Below are 17982 nucleotides of genomic sequence, written 5' to 3'. Positions count from 1 at the left end.
ATGCCGATTGGTTTGGTACTTTCCCAATAGGCGCACGAGCGAATTGGGGGAGCGACATGGGCGCCGAGCCCGTGTACTACGGCCGCTTCGATGACGACAATGGCCAGGTGATGGATCGCTACGAGGACATTCCGGCCCGGTGGCGTAAGCCGGGTGGTTTCACCGTGGACGAATTCTTTGAGCTCGAAGACCTGCCCCCGCATACCGAACTGATCGACGGGGAGCTGGTCTTCGTGGCCGCGCAGCGGATGTTTCATATGGCGGTGCTGAGGTGCGTGGAAAGGGCATTGCTCGATTCCGTTCCGAAGCACCTCGAGGTCATCCGGGAGATGAACATCGTCATCGGTACTCGGCAGGCGCCGGAGCCTGATCTGTCGCTGGTTCCGGTGGAGGCCGTCGGCGACTGGGACACCACCAGGTTCCCGGCCGAGGTGGTCGTGCTGGCGGTGGAGGTGGAGTCTCCGGATTCACTGAAGCGCGATCGCATCCGGAAGGTCCGCCTGTATGCCGAGGGCGGGGTGCAGCACTACTGGCGGGTGGAGCGGCAGGACGACCGGCCGGTCGTGCACGTCTACGAACTTGACCCCGTGGCCAGGGCCTACGTGCTCACCGGCGTCCACCATGAGCGACTCAAGGTGTCCGTGCCCTACGACATCGACATCGACCTGACGCAGCTCGCCCGGATCTGACCGCGGCGTCGGCGGGAACGTGATCAACCGCTCATAGTCACGGACAAATCCGCAGATGCTGTCACCTGAAGCGGCGGTGTCCGTAACTGCGGACACCGCCGCGAACGACCTCGCCGACCATGTCTTTAGCCCTTGACACCGACCCCCGTCCGACCCTGGCTCTTCTGGAGACTCGTTCGACGCTCAGGTAACGTCGAGGGGTGAGATCTGCAATGTCGCTGAAGGTGAGGACCGGGTCATGAGTCGCGCACCCCGTGAGGACGTCGACGACCGGAACATCGAGGTCGGTCACCACCAGGATCACGCGGCCGGTGTGCCCGGGGTCTATCACGCGCTGAAGATCTCGTACGAGCAGATGGGCGCGGCGCGGACCACGCAGACCCTGCTCAAGCTGAACCAGAAGAAGGGCTTCGACTGCCCGGGCTGCGCCTGGCCGGAGAAGGACCACCGGCACATCGCGGAGTTCTGCGAGAACGGGGCCAAGGCGGTCGCTGAAGAGGCCACCAAGCGCACGGTCGGCGCGGACTTCTTCGCCCGGCACTCGGTGCAGGAGCTGAACCAGAAGTCCGACTGGTGGCTGGGGCAGCAGGGCCGCCTGGTCGAGCCGATGATCAAGCCCGCCGGTCAGGACCACTACGTCCCGATCAGCTGGGACGGCGCGCTGGACCTGGTCGCCACCGAGCTGCGCGGCCTGGACGACCCGGACCGGGCCACCTTCTACACCTCCGGCCGGACCAGCAACGAGGCCGCGTTCCTTTACCAGCTGCTGGTCCGCGCGGTCGGTACGAACAACCTGCCGGACTGCTCGAACATGTGTCACGAGTCCTCCGGCTCGGCGCTGACCAAGGCGATCGGCGTGGGTAAGGGCAGCGTCCAGCTCGACGACCTGGAGCAGGCCGAGCTGATCGTGGTGATGGGCCAGAACCCGGGCACCAACCACCCGCGCATGCTCTCCACGCTCGAGGTGGCCAAGCAGAACGGCGCGGTCATCGTGGCGGTCAACCCGCTGCCCGAAGCCGGCCTGATGAACTTCCGCAACCCGCAGACCCCCAAGGGTGTGGTGGGCGGCGGCACCGACCTGACCGACGACTTCCTGCAGATCCGGATCGGCGGCGACCAGGCGCTGATGATGGCGGTGGCGCAGCTGCTGCTGCAGGACGACGCGGTGATCGACCGGGCGTTCATCGACGAGCACACGCACGGCTTCGACGAGTACGTCACCAACATCAAGGGCCTGGACTTCGCCGAGCTGGTCGAGGCCACCGGTCTGACCGAGCAGCAGGTGCGGGGCCTGGCCGCGCGCTTCACCGCCTCGAACAAGACCATCATCTGCTGGGCGATGGGGATCACCCAGCACAAGCACTCGGTCGCCACGATCCACGAGATCGTCAACCTGCTGATGATCCAGGGCAACCTGGGCCGCCCGGGCGCCGGCGTCTGCCCGGTCCGCGGGCACAGCAACGTGCAGGGCGACCGCACGATGGGCATCTTCGAGAAGATGCCCGAGTGGTTCCTGGACAAGCTGCAGCTGGAGTTCGGCTTCGACCCGCCGCGTAAGCACGGCCTGGACGCGGTGGACAGCATCCGGGCGATGCGCGACGGCAAGATCGACGTGTTCATGGCGGTCGGCGGCAACTTCATCCGGGCCACCCCGGACAGCGACGTCACCGAGGCGGCGATGCGCAAGTGCCGCCTGACCGTGCAGGTCTCGACCAAGCTGAACCGCTCGCACGCCGTGGTCGGCGAGACCGCGCTGATCCTGCCCACCCTCGGCCGCACCGACCGGGACGTTCAGGCCTCCGGCGAGCAGAAGGTCACCGTCGAGGACTCGATGAGCCGGGTGCACGCCTCGCACGGCTCGCTGAAGCCGCCGTCGGGCAACCTGCTGTCCGAGGTCTCGATCATCTCCCGGCTGGCCAAGCGCACGGTCGGCGACAAGTACGACATCCCGTGGGACGAGTTCGAGGCCGACTACCGCACCATCCGGGACCGGATCTCGCGGGTGGTGCCGGGCTTCGACGACTACGAGAACAAGGTCGCCGACCCGAACGGCTTCACCCTGCCGCACGCCACCCGCAGCCGGCAGTTCCCGACGCTGACCGGCCGTGCGAACTTCGTGGCCGGCCCGCTGGAGTACCCGAAGATTCCCGAAGGCCGGCTGCTGCTGCAGACTTTCCGCAGCCACGACCAGTACAACACCACGGTCTACGGCCTGGACGACCGCTACCGGGGAATCAAGAACGGCCGCCGCGTGGTGTTCGTGAACGCGGACGACCTGAAGCAGCTGGGCTTTCAGGACGGCGAGATGGTGGACCTGATCTCGGAGTGGAAGGACGGCGTGGACCGCCGCGCCGAGGGCTTCCGGATCGTCCAGTACGACACCGCCAAGGGCTGCGCCGCGGCGTACTACCCGGAGACGAACGTGCTGGTTCCGCTGGACAGCGTGGCCGACGTGAGCAACACGCCGGCCTCCAAGTCGGTCATCGTCCGGCTCGAGAAGGCGTAGTACCCGCTGCGGCAGCGAGTCTCGCGGCTCGCTGCCGCCGTGCGGTGTACAGGCTGTCGGCGGTGAGTACCACCAGCGCCAGCCAGACCAGGCCGAATCCCACCCAACGGGCGGTGGGCATGTGCTCGCCCAGAACGACTACCCCGCAGAGAAATTGCAGTACCGGCGTGAGGTACTGCAGCAGTCCCATGGTCGACAGGGGCACCCGGCTGGCCGCGGCGGCGAAAAGCAGCAGCGGGGTCAGGGTGACCACGCCGGTGGAGATCAGCAGCAGCGCCTGCCAGGGTGCGTCGTGGCCGAAGGTGCTGTCTCCCTGGAACCCGATGATCACCAGCCCGGCAATGGTGAACGGCGCCAGTACCAGGCTTTCGGTGCTCATCCCGGCCAGCGCACTTACCCCGCCGTTGCTGCCCACCTGCTTCTTCAGCAGGCCGTAGGTGCCGAAAGTACCGGCCAGGGCCAGCGCGATCGTGGGTAGATGCCCGTAGGTCACGGTCAGCACGACGCCGGCGACCAGACCGATCGCCACGGCGACCCATTGCATCGGGCGCAGCCGTTCACGCAGGACGAGGACGCCGAGGCCCACGGTGACCAGGGGATTGAGGAAGTAGCCGAGGGCCGCCTCGACCACCTGATCACTGTTGACCGCGTAGATGTACACGCCCCAGTTGCCCGCGATCAGGAAGGCCGCCGCGCCGAGCAGCAGCATTTGCCGCCGATTACGCAGTACCCCGCGCATTTCCTGCCAGGAGCGCAGCGCAGCCACCAAGACCAGGCAGATCACACCGGTGAAGAGAATCCGGTAGGCGAGAACCTCGAGCGCCCCCGACTCCTGCAAAAGCCGGAAGTAGAGCGGAAAACACCCCCAGAGGAGGTAGCTCGAGAAGCCGTAGATGATGCCCTTCCGGGCCTCCGGATTCATCCCACGATTCTAGATCGCGGGATTGGTCCAGAGGTCCAGCTTTCGATGGGGCGTCAGCAGAACAAATGGGGGACGGTGTGCGCGCCTACGGCGGTCGGGTCACCTGGGTACGACGGGTGGCTTGGGTAGACCCCAGTTGCCCTGGCTGAGCGAGTTGACCGGCTGGTCGGAACGGTTCCAGGGAGCCCGCCTGACCTCACCCAACGGCTTGCGGCCCCAGCGCACCTTGCCGTCGGCGATGACCACGCCCCAGCGGCCGGGCAGGGGCGTCCCCACGAAAACGGCTGGGGTAAGTGGCTGCAGTTGGGCCAAGTGCTGGGGGTGCTGCTCTGGTTCCCCGTAGACCGGCGCAACTGCTGGCGGCGCGGCCAGGCTGGAGGCGTTGCGGGTCGGCAGCATGGCGAACGGCCGGCCCATGAGTTGCCCCTGCCCAGGCTGAGGATGACCGTGCAGGTAGAGGTACCGGGAGCGAAGCCCGACCAGCACCGAGTACTCCGGCAGACCTCCGGCGCGCAGCCTGCTCCGGAAGCGGAACAGGCCGGCCATCCGCCAGACCAGCGCCGCGGCCAGGGTGAGCAGCCACCCGGCCGGGGTCAGCAGACCGTCCAGCCTGGCCGGCTCGACGTCCAGTTCGGCGTTCTCCGGGTCGTCCGGGTCGTAGCGCACCTGGGCAGTGTCGCCGACCTGGTACGTGTCCTCCGGGTCGATGCTCCAGGTCTGCCCGCTGCTGCTCTCGAAGGTCACGTCACCGAGGTCGTCAATGTTCGTCACCTGGGCCTCGGCCACCACGCTGCGCTCGACCCAGGCGTCCCGGGTGTTGGTGGCCCAGGTGTACAGCCCGGCGAAGGAGACCGCGAAGATCAGCAGGGCCACCAGAACTGCAGCCGGGACCAGCACGAATGCCGGCGGTAGGCGCAGGTGCGCTCGAGGCCCGGAGACGGCTGCGGCCGGTACGGGCTGCGGCGCGGCCGCCCGGCGCTGCGACCGGTCGTACTGCATCACCCCGAGTACGACCAGGCAGACCAGGCCGTACGGGCCGAGTAACCAGTCCGAGTCCGACGCGAGAAGGAACGCCACGCCCCACAACCCGCCGAGCGCGAGTCCGGCCCGGGGAGCCATCCAGAGCAGGAACGGGATCGCGAACATGGTGCCGGCCAGGAGGGAGGCCAGGGCACTTCCGTCGGCGCAGGCGCCCGGGTCGTCGCGACACTGGACCGACTCGCCCGGGCCACCGTTCATCAGCATGATGAACCAGGTCACCGGGAGCACCACCTGGACGAGCCACCACGGCGCGAGGGTCCGCTGCACCAGCTTCCCCTGATCCCGCCACACCACCTGCGGCTCTGCCGCACCACCTGCCTCGCTCACCCGTCAAAGGTGACAGGCCTACCCGCGGTGCGTCGCACGTCCCTGATAAAACGCACCCGAAATCACATGAGGTACGGACGTCGGTGACCACCGCGTCCGTACCTCATGTTCTTGCTGTTGCTGGGTTGATCAGTCGGCAACGGTCCAGGTGTCGCGCCCGGCCAGCAGGGCCGCCAGGTCGTCGTCGGTGGCCGGGCCGTTGTTCGCCTCCTGGGCGCCGGAGACCTGCGCCCGCACCAGGTCGTCGTAGGTCGGGCGGCTGACCTTGCGGAACACCCCGAGCGGGACGTGCGACAGGGTCTCCTCGTCCAGCCGGGACAACGCGAACTGGGTGGCCGGGTTCGGGTTCTGCGCATCGTGCACCAGCAGGGCCTCCTCGCTGACCGAGGCCACGTCCACCACCTGCAGCGTGCCGTCGGCGGCGCGGACCACGCCGCGCGCGCCGTCCACCCCGAACCGGATCGGCTCGCCGTGCTCCAGCCGGATCAGCCGGGCCTGCGCCTCGTCCCGGTCCTTGAGCACGTCGAACGCGCCGTCGTTGAAGATCGGGCAGTTCTGGTAGATCTCCACCAGCGCCGAGCCTCGGTGCTCCACCGCCTGCCTCAGCACGCTGGTCAGGTGCTTGCGGTCGGAGTCGAGGGTGCGCGCGACGAACGTGGCCTCGGCGCCCAGGGCCAGCGAGATCGGGTTGAACGGGGTGTCCACCGAGCCGACCGGGGTGGACTTGGTGATCTTGCCGGGCTCGGAGGTGGGCGAGTACTGGCCCTTGGTCAGGCCGTAGATCCGGTTGTTGAACAGCAGGATGGTCAGGTTCACGTTGCGCCGCAGGGCGTGGATCAGGTGGTTGCCACCGATCGAGAGCGCGTCGCCGTCCCCGGTGACCACCCAGACGTTCAGGTCGGGCCGGGCGGTGACCAGGCCGGTCGCGATCGCCGGGGCACGGCCGTGGATCGAGTGCAGCCCGTAGGTGTCCAGGTAGTACGGGAAACGCGAGGAGCAGCCGATACCGGAGACGCAGACCACGTTCTCCCGCTTGATCCCGAGCTCGGGCATGAAGCCCTGCACCGCGGCCAGGATCGCGTAGTCACCGCAGCCCGGGCACCAGCGCACCTCGGCGCCGGCGGTGAAGTCCTTGCGGGTCTGCTTGGCGTCGTCCGGGCCCAGATGCGGTACTCCGGCCAGGCCGGAGAGCACGGTCGGCATACCTAGTTCCGTGGTCATCAGTGCGTCTCCTCCAGACTGCTCAGTTCCAGTCCGCCTTCGGTGGCGAGCGAGGTGATGGCGGTGGCGATCTCGGCCGAGCTGAACGGCAGGCCCCGCACCTGGTTGTAGCCGCGGGCGTCGACCAGGTACTTGGCCCGCAGCAACAGGGCCAGCTGGCCGAGGTTCATCTCCGGGATCAGCACCCGCTGGTAGCGCCGGAGCACGTCACCGGTGTTGGCCGGGAACGGGTTCAGGTGCCGCAGGTGCGCGGTGGCCACCCGGATCCCGTTGCGCCGGGCCACCCGGGCCCCGGCCGCGATCGGGCCGAAGGTGCTGCCCCAGCCGATCACCAGTACCTCGGCGTCGCCGGTGGGGTCGTCGACCTCCAGCGGGGGCACGTCGACGCCGTCCACCTTGGCCTGGCGCAGCCGCACCATCTTGTCGTGGTTGTCCGGGTCGTAGCTGATCTCGCCGGTGCCGTCGGCCTTTTCGATGCCGCCGATCCGGTGTTCCAGGCCCTGGACGCCGGGCGGGGCCCACGGGCGGGCCAGGGTCTGCGGGTCGCGGTCGTAGGGGCGGAAGGCCTCATCTTGTTTCTGTGCGAATTCGACGTGCAGATCGGGCAGGTCGGCGACCGCAGGCAACCGCCAGGGTTCGGAACCGTTGGCCAGGTAGCCGTCCGAGAGCAGCAGCACGGGGGTGCGGTACTTGGTGGCCACCCGCACCGCCTCGATCGCCGCGTCGAAGCAGTCGGCGGGTGAACGGGGCGCGATCACCGGCACCGGCGACTCACCGTTGCGCCCGTACATGGCCTGCAGCAGGTCGGACTGCTCGGTCTTGGTGGGCAGGCCGGTCGACGGCCCACCACGTTGCACGTCCACGATCACCAGCGGCAGTTCCAGCGACACGGCCAGGCCGATGGTCTCGCTCTTCAGCGCCAGGCCCGGGCCCGAGGTGGTGGTGACGCCGATCGCGCCGCCGTACGAAGCGCCCAGCGCTGCGCCGATCGCCGAGATCTCGTCCTCGGCCTGGATCGTGGTGACGCCGAACTTCTTCATCCCCGACAACGCGTGCAGGATGTCCGAGGCCGGGGTGATCGGGTACGAGCCGAGCACGATCGGCAGGCCGGAGCGGTGCCCGGCGGCGACCAGACCGTAGGCCAGTGCGGTGTTGCCGGTGATGTTCCGGTAGGTGCCGGAGGGGGCGGGGGCCGGGGCGATCTCGTAGGAGACGGCGAAGCCCTCGGTGGTCTCGCCGAACGCCCAGCCGGCCTTGAAGGCGGCCAGGTTGGCGGCCAGGATCTCCGGTCGACGGCCGAACTTGGTGTTCAGGAACCGCTCGGTGCCCTCGGTGGGCCGGTTGTACAGCCAGCACAGCAGGCCCAGGGCGAACATGTTCTTGGAGCGCTCGGAGTCCTTGCGGGAGAGACCGAACTCCTTCAGCGCCTCGACTGTCAGGCTGGTCAGCGGCACCGGGTGCACCTGCCAGGACTCCAGCGCGCCGTCCTCGACCGGGCTGGCGGAGTAGCCGACCTTGGCCAGGTTGCGCTTGGTGAACTCGTCGGTGTTCACGATGATCGTCTTGCCCCGCGGCAGGTCGCCCAGGTTGGCCTTCAGCGCCGCCGGGTTCATCGCCACCAGCACGTCCGGCGCGTCGCCGGGGGTGAGCACGTCGTGGTCGGCGAAGTGCAGCTGGAAACTGGAGACACCGGGCAGGGTGCCCTGAGGGGCGCGGATCTCGGCCGGGAAGTTCGGCAGGGTGGCCAGGTCGTTGCCCATGGACGCGGTCTCGGCGGTGAACCGGTCGCCGGTCAGCTGCATACCGTCACCGGAGTCACCGGCGAACCGGATCACCACACTGTCGATCTGTCGGATCCTCGAGTCGTTCGGCTGCCGACTCGAATCTGCCGGGACCGCAGCAGTGTCTTCCATGAAGTCTCCTCAGTCCGCCTGGCCGTGTCCGCTCGCGCGACATTCGTCACTGTTGTGCGGGCGCCTGCATCTCAGTGTCTCGCTGTGGCCTGGTTCGCATGCTACTTAGGTTCCCCTAAGTAGCGTTCATCTGCTAATGGCGCACGCCGACCAACACTGCAACAGACCGGGGCGGCCGGGTAGTTCCTCCGGTCCTGTGTTGTCACAACTTTGTCTTGTGACGCCGCTAGCCTCCTCCTCATGCCCTTGTCCCCGCGCGTGCCCGAGTTGGCCGCGCTCGACCTGCTGCTGTCGGTGGCACGCACCGGAAGCCTGGGTGGGGCGGCCCGGGAACACGGGATCAGCCAGCAGGCGGCCAGTGAGCGGATCCGGCGGCTGGAGGGCACTCTCGGCGTTCAAGTGCTGCGGCGCAGCCGTCAGGGTTCCAGCCTGACCACGGCCGGGGCGCTGGTGGCGGACTGGGCCGGGCAACTCACCGACCTCGCGGCGGGGCTGGAGGCCAGCGTGTCCGCCCTGCGCGCCGAGCGGCACGCCCGGCTGCGAGTGGCGGCGAGCCTGACCGTGGCCGAGTACCTGATGCCGCGCTGGCTGGTCACCCTGCGGCACCAGGTGGAACAGCGGGGGGACGAGTTGTCTGTCCAGTTGACGGCCACGAACTCGGAAGAGGTCGCCGAGCGGGTGCGGGACGGCCGGGCCGGTCTGGGGTTCGTCGAGGGTCCTTCGGCCCCGGACGACCTGGCCTGGCGGGAGATCGGCACGGATGCGCTGGTGCTGGTGGTGCCGGCCGATCATGCCTGGTCGCGGCGGCGTAAGCCGATCGAGGCGGCGGAGCTGGCCCGCACTGCGCTGGTCTCCCGAGAGGCCGGGTCGGGGACGCGCCGGGCCCTGGAGGTGGCCTTGGCGGTGACTTTGGGGCACGGGTACGAGCAGGCTGAGCCCTTGCTGGAGCTGTCCGGCACGGCTGCGGTGCGCGGGGCGGTGCTGGCCGGGGCCGGGCCTGCGGTGCTGAGCAGCCTGGCCGTGGCCGACGACGTGGCCTCGGGCCGGCTGCGGACGGTTCCGGTGACCGGCCTGGCCCTGGACCGGCGGTTGCTGGCGGTCTGGCCGCTGGGCAGCTCGCCGCGGGGCCCGGCCTCCGACCTGCTGACCATCGCCGTCCGGGGCCGCGCCCAGCGCTGAAGCTGCTCAGGTTTGCAGCACGACCACCACCGCGGTGAGGGCCAGCTGAGCCAGCGCGATCGGCACCAGCCCGGCCCAGGCCAGCCGCTGCAACTGGTCCTCCCGCAGCCGCGGCCAGGCCACCCGCAGCCAGATCACCAGCACCGCCACCAGCCCGGTCTTCAACAACGTCCAGACCGGGCCCAGCACCTCGGCGAACGGGCCCTGCCAGGCCCCGAGGAACAGCACCGCGGTCAGCGCGGACAGCACCACCACGCCCGCGTACTCGCTGAGCAGGAACAGGGCGAACCGCAGCCCGGTGTACTCCGTGTAAGGCCCGGCCACCAGCTCGGACTCGGCGATCGGCATGTCGAACGGCGGCCGCTGCACCTCGGCCAGCCCGGCCACCACGAACACCACCAGGGCCGGGAACTGCCAGACCAGCCACCACCACTGCCAGGCCTCGCCGATCCCGGTGAGCGAGAGCGTGCCCGCCGCCATCGCCACACTGGCCGCCGCCAGAACCAGCGGAAGCTCGTAGGCCAGCAACTGCGCCGCCGCCCGCATCGAGCCGAGCAGGGCGTACTTGTTGGCGCTGGACCAGCCGGCCATCAGCGTGCCGAGCACCGCCACCGCGCTGGCAGCCAGCACGAAGAGCAGCCCGGCGTCGACGTCGGCAGCCACCCAGTCCGGGCTCAGAGGGATCACGGCCAGGGCGACGAGGTAAGGAACCAGAGCCACCGCCGGCGCCAGCCGGAAGACCTGGGCGTCGGCCCGGGCCGGAACGATGTCCTCCTTCTGCAGGAACTTCACACCGTCGGCCACCAACTGGGCCCAACCGTGGAACCCGCCCGCGTACATCGGCCCCAGTCGCCCCTGCATGTGCGCCATGACCTTGTGCTCGGTCTGCCCCACGAGGAGCGGCAGGGTGAGAAAGGCGGCCAGCACACAGACCGCCCGCAGAACGATCTCGGCCAGCAGCGCGGCATCGACACTCATGCCTGGCCCTCCGGTGAATCGGAGGACGAGGTGGCCGGCTTACCTGCTGCTGATGCGGGACGTGGCTGAGCAGCCTCCTCACCCGAGTGAGCGCCGGGCTCGTGCGGCCCCCACGAGGCGTCGGGCACTCCGGGCGGCAGGTTCTTGCGGCGGGCCGGTTTGGCGCCGGAATCACCCGGATCCTTGGCGCCGGGCCAGGCTTTGGCGGCGCGGGCAGCCAGGACGAAGGACTTGCGCAGGGGCGTGCCCTCAAAACCGTCCGGCAGCAGGAGAGGGCGCAGGCCGGCGGCGGTTGCGTCGTCGAAGCCGGTGAAGGTGAGGCCGAACATCTCGAAGGTCTCGCGTTCGTGCCAGGCGACACCGGGCCAGAGCGCGGTGAGGCTGGGAAGGCTGAGCGCGGTGTTGGCCACGCGGGTGCGCAGCAGGATGCGACGCACGCTGCGATCCGGCGTGGCGAACGAGTCGGTGGCGGCCAGGTGCAGCACGACGTCGAGACCGGGCGGGTCACCCTCGGGCTCGTCCACCGCGGAGAGCCAGTCCAGGAAGTCCAGGCCCAGCTGGTCGCGGGCGCAGGTGGCGGCGGCGACCCAACCGGCGGCGGGTACGTCGACGACCGGCGTACCCGCGGCATCGGCGCTCACCTGGAGGAGTGGCGCGGCCGCCTCGCTCGAGTCTCCGTTCGGCTGGTTACCGCTTGGCCGGCCCGTCGCGTCTTCCACGCCGGCCTCGAGCAGAGCGGCGGAGAACCAGGCCATGAGCTGGTTCGCATCCCGGGTGCCGTGAGGCCTGGCATCCGGCGCGCTCATGCCGAACCGCCTTCTACCAGGCCTCGATTCAGTGAGGCGGCACCGCGCCGGCGGGCACCGTAGCGGCGGCCGAGGTTCTCGGCGGCGATCTTCTCCTGCAGCTTCACGATGCCCTGGAGCAGCGCCTCCGGCCGGGGCGGGCAGCCGGGCACGTAGACGTCGACCGGGATGATCTGGTCGACCCCCTTGGTGACGCAGTACGAATCCCAGTACGGGCCGCCGGAATTGGAGCAGGCGCCGAACGAGATGGCGTACTTCGGCTCGGGCATCTGCTCCCACAGCCGGCGCACGGCCGGGGCCATCTTGTCGGTGACGGTGCCGGAGACCACCATCAGATCGGCCTGGCGGGGGCCGTTGGCGAACGGGATCACGCCCAGCCGGATGAAGTCGTGCCGGGCCATGCTGGCGGCGATGAATTCGATGGCGCAGCAGGCCAGACCGAAGTTGAAGACCCACAGCGAATAGCGCCGGCCCCAGTTCAGCACCAGCCGCAACGGGTGCGGCGCCACCGTGCCCAGAGTACCCAGCGCGCCCTCGGGCTCGGCCCGCAGCACGGGCATGGGCAGATCGGTCTTCGGGGTGATCGCGCGGCTGCCGAGGCCGGGCCGGGTCAGGTCCATCGCAGCACCCCGCGCCGGATGGCATGGATCAGGCCGACCGCGATGATGCCGATGAACACGCCCATTTCGGCGATGGTGGCCCAGCCCAGCTGCGCGACCACGGTGACCCAGGGAAACAGGTACACCGCATCCACCGCGAAGATCAGGTAGAGAAAGGCGTAGAGGTAGTAGCGGATCTGGCTCTGCGCCCAGCCGTGCCCGACCGGATCCACACCGCTCTCGTAGGTGAGCACCTTCTCGGCCGAGGGCACCCGGGGGCGCAGCGCGCGAGCCGCCCCCATGCCCCCGGCGAACAGCAGCACCCCGGCGGTGATCACAGCCGCGACGACCAGGTAGTTCTCCAGGCCCTCCATGGGAAAGGACTCTACCGAGGGGGTCCGACAGAATCGGGCTGCAAATGCGTCACTCCGCGGGCAATCCGAAAGTCCGGCGGCGATCGGCAGGAACCAGCCCGAGGTAGTCGGGGTGCTTGTCGATGTAGGCCTTGACGAACGGGCAGAACGGCAGGACCTGGGCGTCCCGTTCGCGCAGGAGATCAAGGGTCCGGCCGATCAGCTGGGTGGCCAGTCCCTGCCCACCGAAGCGATCGCCGATCTCGGTGTGCACCAGGCTCACCACCGCACCGATCCCTCGATGCTGAGTGAAACCGGCCAGTTCACCGTCCACCCAGATCTCGAAACGGTTCTCGTCCTGGTTCTCCCGCACCTCAGCCATCGCCCCAGCATGTCCGCAAATCGCTCGACGTGCCCGCCCGGACCGGTGGTGCGTGGCGTTGATTCAACGCAAGCCGCTTTTCGGAGCGACCGGCGGTCGGGTGTGCCGGCCCAGAAGGACAGGCGAAGTGTGTACACCTGGGTCACCCGGTACCGGGTGACCCAGGTGTACGCGTTTTGGTTTCCTGCCGGAGAGCTCGCAACGCCAAGGGCTGCAGAGAAAATGGAGGACGGTGTGCGCACCGCAGCGGTAACGGTCACCGAGGTTGGGTGGCTGGGCCGGAGCAGGAACCGGTTCCCGGGAGACCGCTGCACATTCCAGAACCCGGCTTAGCATCTCCCGATGAACCTGCCCGAGCCGCTGGCCGCCCTGATCCACGGTTACCGCTGGGAACGCGACACGATCGGGAAGTCCGGCAGCACCGTCCACCGACTGCACGGTGATCACCAGGACCTCTTCCTGAAGTACGCCAAGGGGGTGGCCGCCGACGAGGTCACCGACGAACTGGCCCGGCTGAACTGGCTGCGCCCGTCCGGTCTGCCGGTGCCCGAGGTGGTGCAGTTCGTCCGCAGCGGTGAAGAAGCCTGGCTGCTCACCACCGCCTTGCCCGGCCGGACCGCCGACCAGGAGCTACAGGCCGCAAAGGCCCCAGACGCAGTGGTGGACGCGCTGGCCGACTTCCTGCGCCGCCTGCACCGCCTCGACACCGAAACCTGCCCCTTCAACGCCGGCCACCCCTTCCGCCTGCGCCAGGCCCGGGCCAACATCGACGCCGGCCGGGTCGACCTCAGCGACTTCGACGACGAGCGCCAGGGCTGGAGCGCCGAGCAGGTCTGGCAGGAACTCACCGGCCTGCTCCCACTCACCACCGAACCAGTGGTGACCCACGGCGACTTCTCACTGAAGAACCTGCTGATCGAGGACGGTGTGGTCACCGGGGTCCTCGACGTGGGCAAGCTGGGGGTCGCCGACCGCTACCAGGACCTCGCGATCGCCGGGAACGCGCTCGGCGAGTTCGGCCCGCAGGCGCGCACCAGGTTTCTGGAGCGCTACGGGATCGCTACGCCCGACCAGACCCGGATGGCCTTTCACGGCCTGCTGGACGAACTGTTCTGAGGACCGCGGTGAAACTCCTGGTCACGATCGGATCACCCAGGGGCCGCAGGCGTGAAGCGCGTGCTGGCAGCAGATCGTGCAGAGCTAGACTCGATCGCCGCAACCACGCGCTGACCTTGGAGTATTCATGTCCCGCCGACTGCCTGCCGCAGGCTCAGCCCTCATCGCCCTGCTGGCCGTCGCCGCCTGTGCGCCCGCCGACTCCGACGGTGCGGCCGGCAACTCCGCAACGCCGTCCGAGGCCGCCGCCTGCGCCCCCGCCGACCTGGACACCCTGGCCGCGAACACGCTGACCGTGGGCACCGACACCCCGGCCTACACGCCCTGGTTCGAGGACAACGACCCGACCAACGGCAAGGGCTTCGAGTCGGCCGTGGCCTACGCCGTGGCCGAGCAGCTCGGCTACACCAAGGACCAGGTCAAGTGGGCCACGGTCGGTTTCAACGCGGCCGTGCAGCCCGGCCGGAAGACCTTCGACTTCGACATCAACCAGTTCTCGATCACCGACGAGCGCAAGCAGGCCGTGGACTTCTCCAGCGGCTACTACGACGTCGCCCAGGCGGTCGTGACGATCAAGGGCAGCAAGGCCGCCGGCGCCACCTCGCTGGCCGACCTCAAGGACGTAAAGCTCGGCGCCCAGGTGGGCACCACCAGCTACCAGGCGATCGAGGACCAGATCCAGCCGTCCCAGCAGCCGGCCGTCTTCGACGACAACGACAAGGCCAAGCTGGCGCTGAACAACGGCCAGGTGGACGCCCTGGTGGTGGACCTGCCGACCGCCCTGTACCTGGCCTCGGCCGAGCTCGACGGCGGTTCCGTGATCGGTCAGCTCCCGGCCGCCGGTACCGCCACCGAGCAGTTCGGCCTGCTGCTGGCCAAGGACAGCTCGCTGACCAGCTGCGTGAGCGGCGCGGTGGACGCGCTGCGGGCCGACGGCACCCTGGACAAGCTCGAGACCGAGTGGCTGACCGACGCCGCCGGCGCCCCCGAACTCAAGTGAGTGACACCTGGGTCCCTTCCGCACGCCAGCAGGAACGAGACGCCTACCGCCGTCGGCAGAGCCTGCAGTCGCTGCTGATCGCGGTACTCAGCACCCTGGTCGTGGGTGGTGCGCTGATCGCCGCAGTTCTCAGCGCACCCGGCTGGGAACGCACCCGCGAGACGTTCTTCAGCTGGGACAAGGCCGTCGAGTCGTTCCCGGCGGTGCTCGAGGGCTTCTGGATCAACGTCCAGGTGTTCCTGGTCAGCGCCGTCTGCGTCCTCGTGGTCGGCCTGGTCATGGCCATGCTGAAAACGCTCAGGGGCCCGGTGTTCTGGCCCCTGCGGGCGCTCGCCACGGTCTACGTGGACGTCTTTCGCGGTCTGCCGCTGATCCTGGTGCTGCTGCTGGTCGGCTTCGGCGTACCCGCGCTGAACCTGACCGGGGTGCCCACCGACCCGATCGTGCTGGGCTGCATCGCCCTGGTGCTGACCTACTCCGCCTACGTCACCGAGGTGTTCCGGGCAGGCATCGAGTCGGTGCACCCCAGCCAGCGGGCCGCCGCGCGCTCGCTGGGCCTGAGCGGACCACAGAGCATGCGCTACGTGGTGCTGCCCCAGGCCGTGCGCCGGGTGGTGCCGCCGCTGCTGAACGACCTGGCCTCGCTGACCAAGGACTCCGGCCTGATCTCGGTGCTCGGCGCGGCCATCGACGCCGTCCGGGCCGCCCAGATCGAGACCGCGACCAGCTTCAACTTCACCCCGTACGTGGTGGCCGGCGTCCTCTTCCTGCTCCTGACCATCCCGCTGACCCGGATCACCGACCGGGTCTCGCGCAAGTACGGGGCCGTCCCCGGCGGAGGCCACCTGTGAGCCCGCTGCTCAGCATCCAGAACCTGCGCAAGACCTACGGCTCCAGCGTGGTGCTGCGGGATCTGAGCCTGGACGTGGCCGAGCACGACGTGGTGGTGCTGATCGGGGCGTCCGGCTCGGGCAAGTCCACCCTGCTGCGCTGCCTCGATCTGCTGGAGACGGTCGACGACGGGGTGATCGAGCTGGAGGGCAGGGAGATCACCGACCCGCGGGCCGACGCCGACCAGGTGCGTTCGCGGATCGGCATCGTGTTCCAGTCGTTCAACCTGTTCCCGCACCTGAGCGTGCTGGACAACATCACGCTGGCCCCGCGCAAGGTGCACAAGGTGCCGGCCGAGGTGGCCCGTGAGCGCGCCCTGGCGATGCTGGAGCGGGTCGGCCTGAAGCACCGCGCCGACGCCTACCCCGATCACCTCTCGGGCGGTCAGCAGCAGCGTGTGGCGATCGCCCGGTCGCTGGTCAACGACCCCGTGCTGATGCTGTTCGACGAGGTCACCTCGGCTCTGGACCCAGAGCTGGTCGGCGAGGTGCTGGCGATGCTGCGGGACCTGAAGTCCGAGGGCATGACCATGCTGGTGGCCACGCACGAGATGGGTTTCGCCCGGCAGGTGGCCGACGAGGTGTGCTTCCTGGACGGCGGCCGGGTGCTGGAACGCGGTGCCCCGGAGCAGGTGCTGGGCGAGCCGACCGAGGAGCGCACCCAGCAGTTCCTGAAGCGGATCATCCAGGCCGGACGGCTCTGAAAGGCAACGACAACCAACAGGGGACGTCGACCGCGGCACTCGCGGTCGACGTCCCCTGTTGGTTCGAAGCGGTTCAGAGATCCTTGGCGAAGTACTGTGAGCCGGCCTCGCCGGCGTAGATGCCGAAACCGGCGTGGGGCTGATAACCCGAGCTGCGGTACAACGCGATCGCCTCGGGCTGGCGGTCTCCCGTCTCCAGAATCAGCCGACGGTAGCCCAGCAGCTCCGCCCGCTGTTCCGCCCCCACCAGCAGCTTGCGGGCCAGCCCCCGCCGCCGGAACGCCGGGCGCACGTACAGCCGCTTCATCTCCGCGCACTCCACGCCCTCGATGACGTGCGAGCGCAGTCCCACACAGCCGGCCAGTTCCCCGCCCACCTCGGCCACGACGAACAGGCCGGTGGGCGGGCTGAACTCGGCAGCCACCACCGGGGTGTCGTCCGGGCCGCCGTAGCGGTTCACGTACTCCTGCTGGATCTCGGAGATCAGGGCGATCGCCTCGGGACTGTCGAACGGTGCCTCGCGCAGGACGAGATCGGTTACGGGAGAGTTGCGCACGGCTCCCATAGTTCCACGGGGTTGCCCTCAGGGTCGTACACCCTGGCGAAACGCCCGTTGGGGTACACCTCCTGGTCGACCTCGACCAGGACTCCCGCACCGCGCAGCTGCCGCACCATCGCGTCCAGGTCGCGCACCCGGAAATTCACCATCCACTGCTGGGCGGGCCGGCCGAAGTGGTCGGTCTCGTCCGCGAAGGCGGCGAACACCGTCGGCCCGGACTGCGAATGCCAGGGCTCCTCGGCATAGGTCAGGGGCACCGGAGTCACCCCGAGATGGTCTTCGTACCAGGCGGCCAGCCCTTCCGGATCTCTGCTCCGGAAGAACACACCTCCGATACCCGTCACACGTTCCACAAATGCGAATACTGCCAGAAGCCTCGCGATCGGACCGCCCGGAAGCGACGAGGGCATTCGCCGACCTGGGGAACAGGTGCCGGGAAAAGTCTGGAATGCCCAGGTCATGAATGGGATTAAGGACGCCGGTGGTTCGGGGCCGGAGGTTCAATTGGCCTGGTCGGGCCGGGACCGGAGCATCTGTGGCGCACTTTCGCTGCACCGGCGGTGCGCTCGGGTGGCGGTCGGCGACGGTGGCCGTTCCGGTCGGTGCAGTGCGGATTTCCTGCGCATGGATTTTCGGTGCAGTTGAAGGGCGGGCCGCGAGCCGTGCTGAGCATTGCCCGAATGCCGGAGGGAAAACCGATCCGGGCCACCAATGGGAGACGACGGGCGCGCCGATGGCTCCCGGCGGGCGGTCGGGTGCGGGTCGTCATCGGGGACGGTTCGTGCTTGAGGCGGGAG

General features: G+C 68.9%; 18 protein-coding genes. 7 read left to right on the top strand and 11 right to left on the bottom strand.

Annotated elements, in window-relative coordinates; all coding sequences use genetic code 11:
* Positions 1-56: 56 nt before the first annotated feature.
* Both LR394_RS19620 and LR394_RS19615 read left to right on the top strand, forming a co-directional pair.
* Positions 57-689 (top strand): Uma2 family endonuclease, encoded by a 633-nt coding sequence (locus tag LR394_RS19620; RefSeq protein WP_231444014.1) that lies wholly within the window; start codon positions 57-59, stop codon positions 687-689.
* A gap of 238 nt (positions 690-927) precedes the next feature.
* Complete coding sequence (locus tag LR394_RS19615) at positions 928-3195, top strand: FdhF/YdeP family oxidoreductase (RefSeq protein WP_231444012.1); 2268 nt, start codon at positions 928-930, stop codon at positions 3193-3195.
* On the opposite strand, the gene rarD is transcribed toward LR394_RS19615, so the two are convergent.
* The 4 genes from rarD to LR394_RS19595 all read right to left on the bottom strand — a co-directional run bounded on the left by rarD (position 3170) and on the right by LR394_RS19595 (position 8619).
* On the bottom strand, positions 3170-4117 hold the full coding sequence (gene rarD, locus LR394_RS19610) for an EamA family transporter RarD (RefSeq protein WP_231444010.1): 948 nt from the start codon (positions 4115-4117) through the stop codon (positions 3170-3172). The genes LR394_RS19615 and rarD overlap by 26 nt on opposite strands.
* 99 nt (positions 4118-4216) lie before the next feature.
* On the bottom strand, positions 4217-5485 hold the full coding sequence (locus tag LR394_RS19605; RefSeq protein ID WP_231444008.1) for a DUF3592 domain-containing protein: 1269 nt from the start codon (positions 5483-5485) through the stop codon (positions 4217-4219).
* 129 nt (positions 5486-5614) lie between these two features.
* Positions 5615-6706, bottom strand: a complete 1092-nt coding sequence (locus tag LR394_RS19600) for a 2-oxoacid:ferredoxin oxidoreductase subunit beta (RefSeq protein ID WP_231444006.1) — start codon at positions 6704-6706, stop codon at positions 5615-5617.
* Positions 6706-8619 (bottom strand): 2-oxoacid:acceptor oxidoreductase subunit alpha, encoded by a 1914-nt coding sequence (locus tag LR394_RS19595; RefSeq protein ID WP_231444004.1) that lies wholly within the window; start codon positions 8617-8619, stop codon positions 6706-6708. The genes LR394_RS19600 and LR394_RS19595 overlap by 1 nt, the downstream gene beginning before the upstream one ends.
* Before the next feature lie 240 nt (positions 8620-8859).
* Between LR394_RS19595 and LR394_RS19590 the strand changes: the two genes are divergently transcribed.
* Positions 8860-9798 (top strand): LysR family transcriptional regulator, encoded by a 939-nt coding sequence (locus LR394_RS19590; protein WP_231444000.1) that lies wholly within the window; start codon positions 8860-8862, stop codon positions 9796-9798.
* A gap of 6 nt (positions 9799-9804) precedes the next feature.
* Here the strand turns inward: LR394_RS19590 and nuoH are convergent, their stop codons facing one another.
* From nuoH to LR394_RS19565, 5 genes are read right to left on the bottom strand one after another with little or no spacing between them, the layout of a single operon-like run.
* A complete protein-coding gene (gene nuoH, locus LR394_RS19585; RefSeq protein WP_231443997.1) occupies positions 9805-10776 on the bottom strand; it encodes an NADH-quinone oxidoreductase subunit NuoH in 972 nt (323 codons plus the stop codon).
* A complete protein-coding gene (locus LR394_RS19580) occupies positions 10773-11582 on the bottom strand; it encodes an NADH-quinone oxidoreductase subunit C (RefSeq protein ID WP_231443995.1) in 810 nt (269 codons plus the stop codon). Before LR394_RS19580 ends, nuoH begins: the two co-directional genes overlap by 4 nt.
* Complete coding sequence (locus tag LR394_RS19575) at positions 11579-12202, bottom strand: NADH-quinone oxidoreductase subunit B (RefSeq protein ID WP_269329432.1); 624 nt, start codon at positions 12200-12202, stop codon at positions 11579-11581. The genes LR394_RS19580 and LR394_RS19575 overlap by 4 nt, the downstream gene beginning before the upstream one ends.
* Entirely contained in the window at positions 12193-12555 is a 363-nt protein-coding gene (locus LR394_RS19570; protein ID WP_231443993.1) for an NADH-quinone oxidoreductase subunit A, read from the bottom strand. Before LR394_RS19570 ends, LR394_RS19575 begins: the two co-directional genes overlap by 10 nt.
* A 49-nt stretch (positions 12556-12604) precedes the next feature.
* Positions 12605-12916, bottom strand: a complete 312-nt coding sequence (locus LR394_RS19565) for a GNAT family N-acetyltransferase (protein WP_231443991.1) — start codon at positions 12914-12916, stop codon at positions 12605-12607.
* A gap of 342 nt (positions 12917-13258) precedes the next feature.
* Between LR394_RS19565 and LR394_RS19560 the strand changes: the two genes are divergently transcribed.
* From LR394_RS19560 to LR394_RS19545, 4 genes are all read left to right on the top strand, one after another.
* Positions 13259-14032 carry an APH(3') family aminoglycoside O-phosphotransferase gene (locus tag LR394_RS19560; RefSeq protein ID WP_231443989.1) on the top strand — a complete coding sequence of 258 codons (774 nt, stop codon included), beginning with the start codon at positions 13259-13261 and terminating at the stop codon, positions 14030-14032.
* Between the two features lie 127 nt (positions 14033-14159).
* Positions 14160-15032, top strand: a complete 873-nt coding sequence (locus LR394_RS19555) for an ABC transporter substrate-binding protein (RefSeq protein ID WP_231443987.1) — start codon at positions 14160-14162, stop codon at positions 15030-15032.
* Positions 15029-15883, top strand: coding sequence for an amino acid ABC transporter permease (locus LR394_RS19550; protein WP_231443984.1), 855 nt, complete (start codon positions 15029-15031; stop codon positions 15881-15883). The genes LR394_RS19555 and LR394_RS19550 overlap by 4 nt, the downstream gene beginning before the upstream one ends.
* Positions 15880-16626 carry an amino acid ABC transporter ATP-binding protein gene (locus LR394_RS19545; RefSeq protein ID WP_231443982.1) on the top strand — a complete coding sequence of 249 codons (747 nt, stop codon included), beginning with the start codon at positions 15880-15882 and terminating at the stop codon, positions 16624-16626. The genes LR394_RS19550 and LR394_RS19545 overlap by 4 nt, the downstream gene beginning before the upstream one ends.
* A 73-nt stretch (positions 16627-16699) precedes the next feature.
* On the opposite strand, the gene LR394_RS19540 is transcribed toward LR394_RS19545, so the two are convergent.
* Together LR394_RS19540 and LR394_RS19535 are read right to left on the bottom strand one after the other, a co-directional pair.
* Positions 16700-17182 carry a GNAT family N-acetyltransferase gene (locus LR394_RS19540; RefSeq protein ID WP_231443980.1) on the bottom strand — a complete coding sequence of 161 codons (483 nt, stop codon included), beginning with the start codon at positions 17180-17182 and terminating at the stop codon, positions 16700-16702.
* Positions 17164-17538 carry a VOC family protein gene (locus LR394_RS19535; protein ID WP_231443978.1) on the bottom strand — a complete coding sequence of 125 codons (375 nt, stop codon included), beginning with the start codon at positions 17536-17538 and terminating at the stop codon, positions 17164-17166. Before LR394_RS19535 ends, LR394_RS19540 begins: the two co-directional genes overlap by 19 nt.
* Positions 17539-17982 lie beyond the last annotated feature (444 nt).

It is taken from the genome of Kineosporia babensis, from assembly GCF_021129305.1.
Lineage (GTDB): Bacteria > Actinomycetota > Actinomycetes > Actinomycetales > Kineosporiaceae > Kineosporia > Kineosporia babensis.
This window is presented reverse-complemented; position numbering and strand designations above follow the sequence as displayed.

Coding starts and splice junctions, on each gene's coding strand:
- LR394_RS19620 (WP_231444014.1), top strand. CDS start 57: ATGGGCGCCGAGCCCGTGTACTACGGCCGCTTCGATGACGACAATGGC.
- LR394_RS19615 (WP_231444012.1), top strand. CDS start 928: ATGAGTCGCGCACCCCGTGAGGACGTCGACGACCGGAACATCGAGGTC.
- rarD (WP_231444010.1), bottom strand. CDS start 4,117: ATGAATCCGGAGGCCCGGAAGGGCATCATCTACGGCTTCTCGAGCTAC.
- LR394_RS19600 (WP_231444006.1), bottom strand. CDS start 6,706: ATGACCACGGAACTAGGTATGCCGACCGTGCTCTCCGGCCTGGCCGGA.
- LR394_RS19595 (WP_231444004.1), bottom strand. CDS start 8,619: ATGGAAGACACTGCTGCGGTCCCGGCAGATTCGAGTCGGCAGCCGAAC.
- LR394_RS19590 (WP_231444000.1), top strand. CDS start 8,860: ATGCCCTTGTCCCCGCGCGTGCCCGAGTTGGCCGCGCTCGACCTGCTG.
- nuoH (WP_231443997.1), bottom strand. CDS start 10,776: ATGAGTGTCGATGCCGCGCTGCTGGCCGAGATCGTTCTGCGGGCGGTC.
- LR394_RS19580 (WP_231443995.1), bottom strand. CDS start 11,582: ATGAGCGCGCCGGATGCCAGGCCTCACGGCACCCGGGATGCGAACCAG.
- LR394_RS19575 (WP_269329432.1), bottom strand. CDS start 12,202: ATGGACCTGACCCGGCCCGGCCTCGGCAGCCGCGCGATCACCCCGAAG.
- LR394_RS19570 (WP_231443993.1), bottom strand. CDS start 12,555: ATGGAGGGCCTGGAGAACTACCTGGTCGTCGCGGCTGTGATCACCGCC.
- LR394_RS19565 (WP_231443991.1), bottom strand. CDS start 12,916: ATGGCTGAGGTGCGGGAGAACCAGGACGAGAACCGTTTCGAGATCTGG.
- LR394_RS19560 (WP_231443989.1), top strand. CDS start 13,259: ATGAACCTGCCCGAGCCGCTGGCCGCCCTGATCCACGGTTACCGCTGG.
- LR394_RS19555 (WP_231443987.1), top strand. CDS start 14,160: ATGTCCCGCCGACTGCCTGCCGCAGGCTCAGCCCTCATCGCCCTGCTG.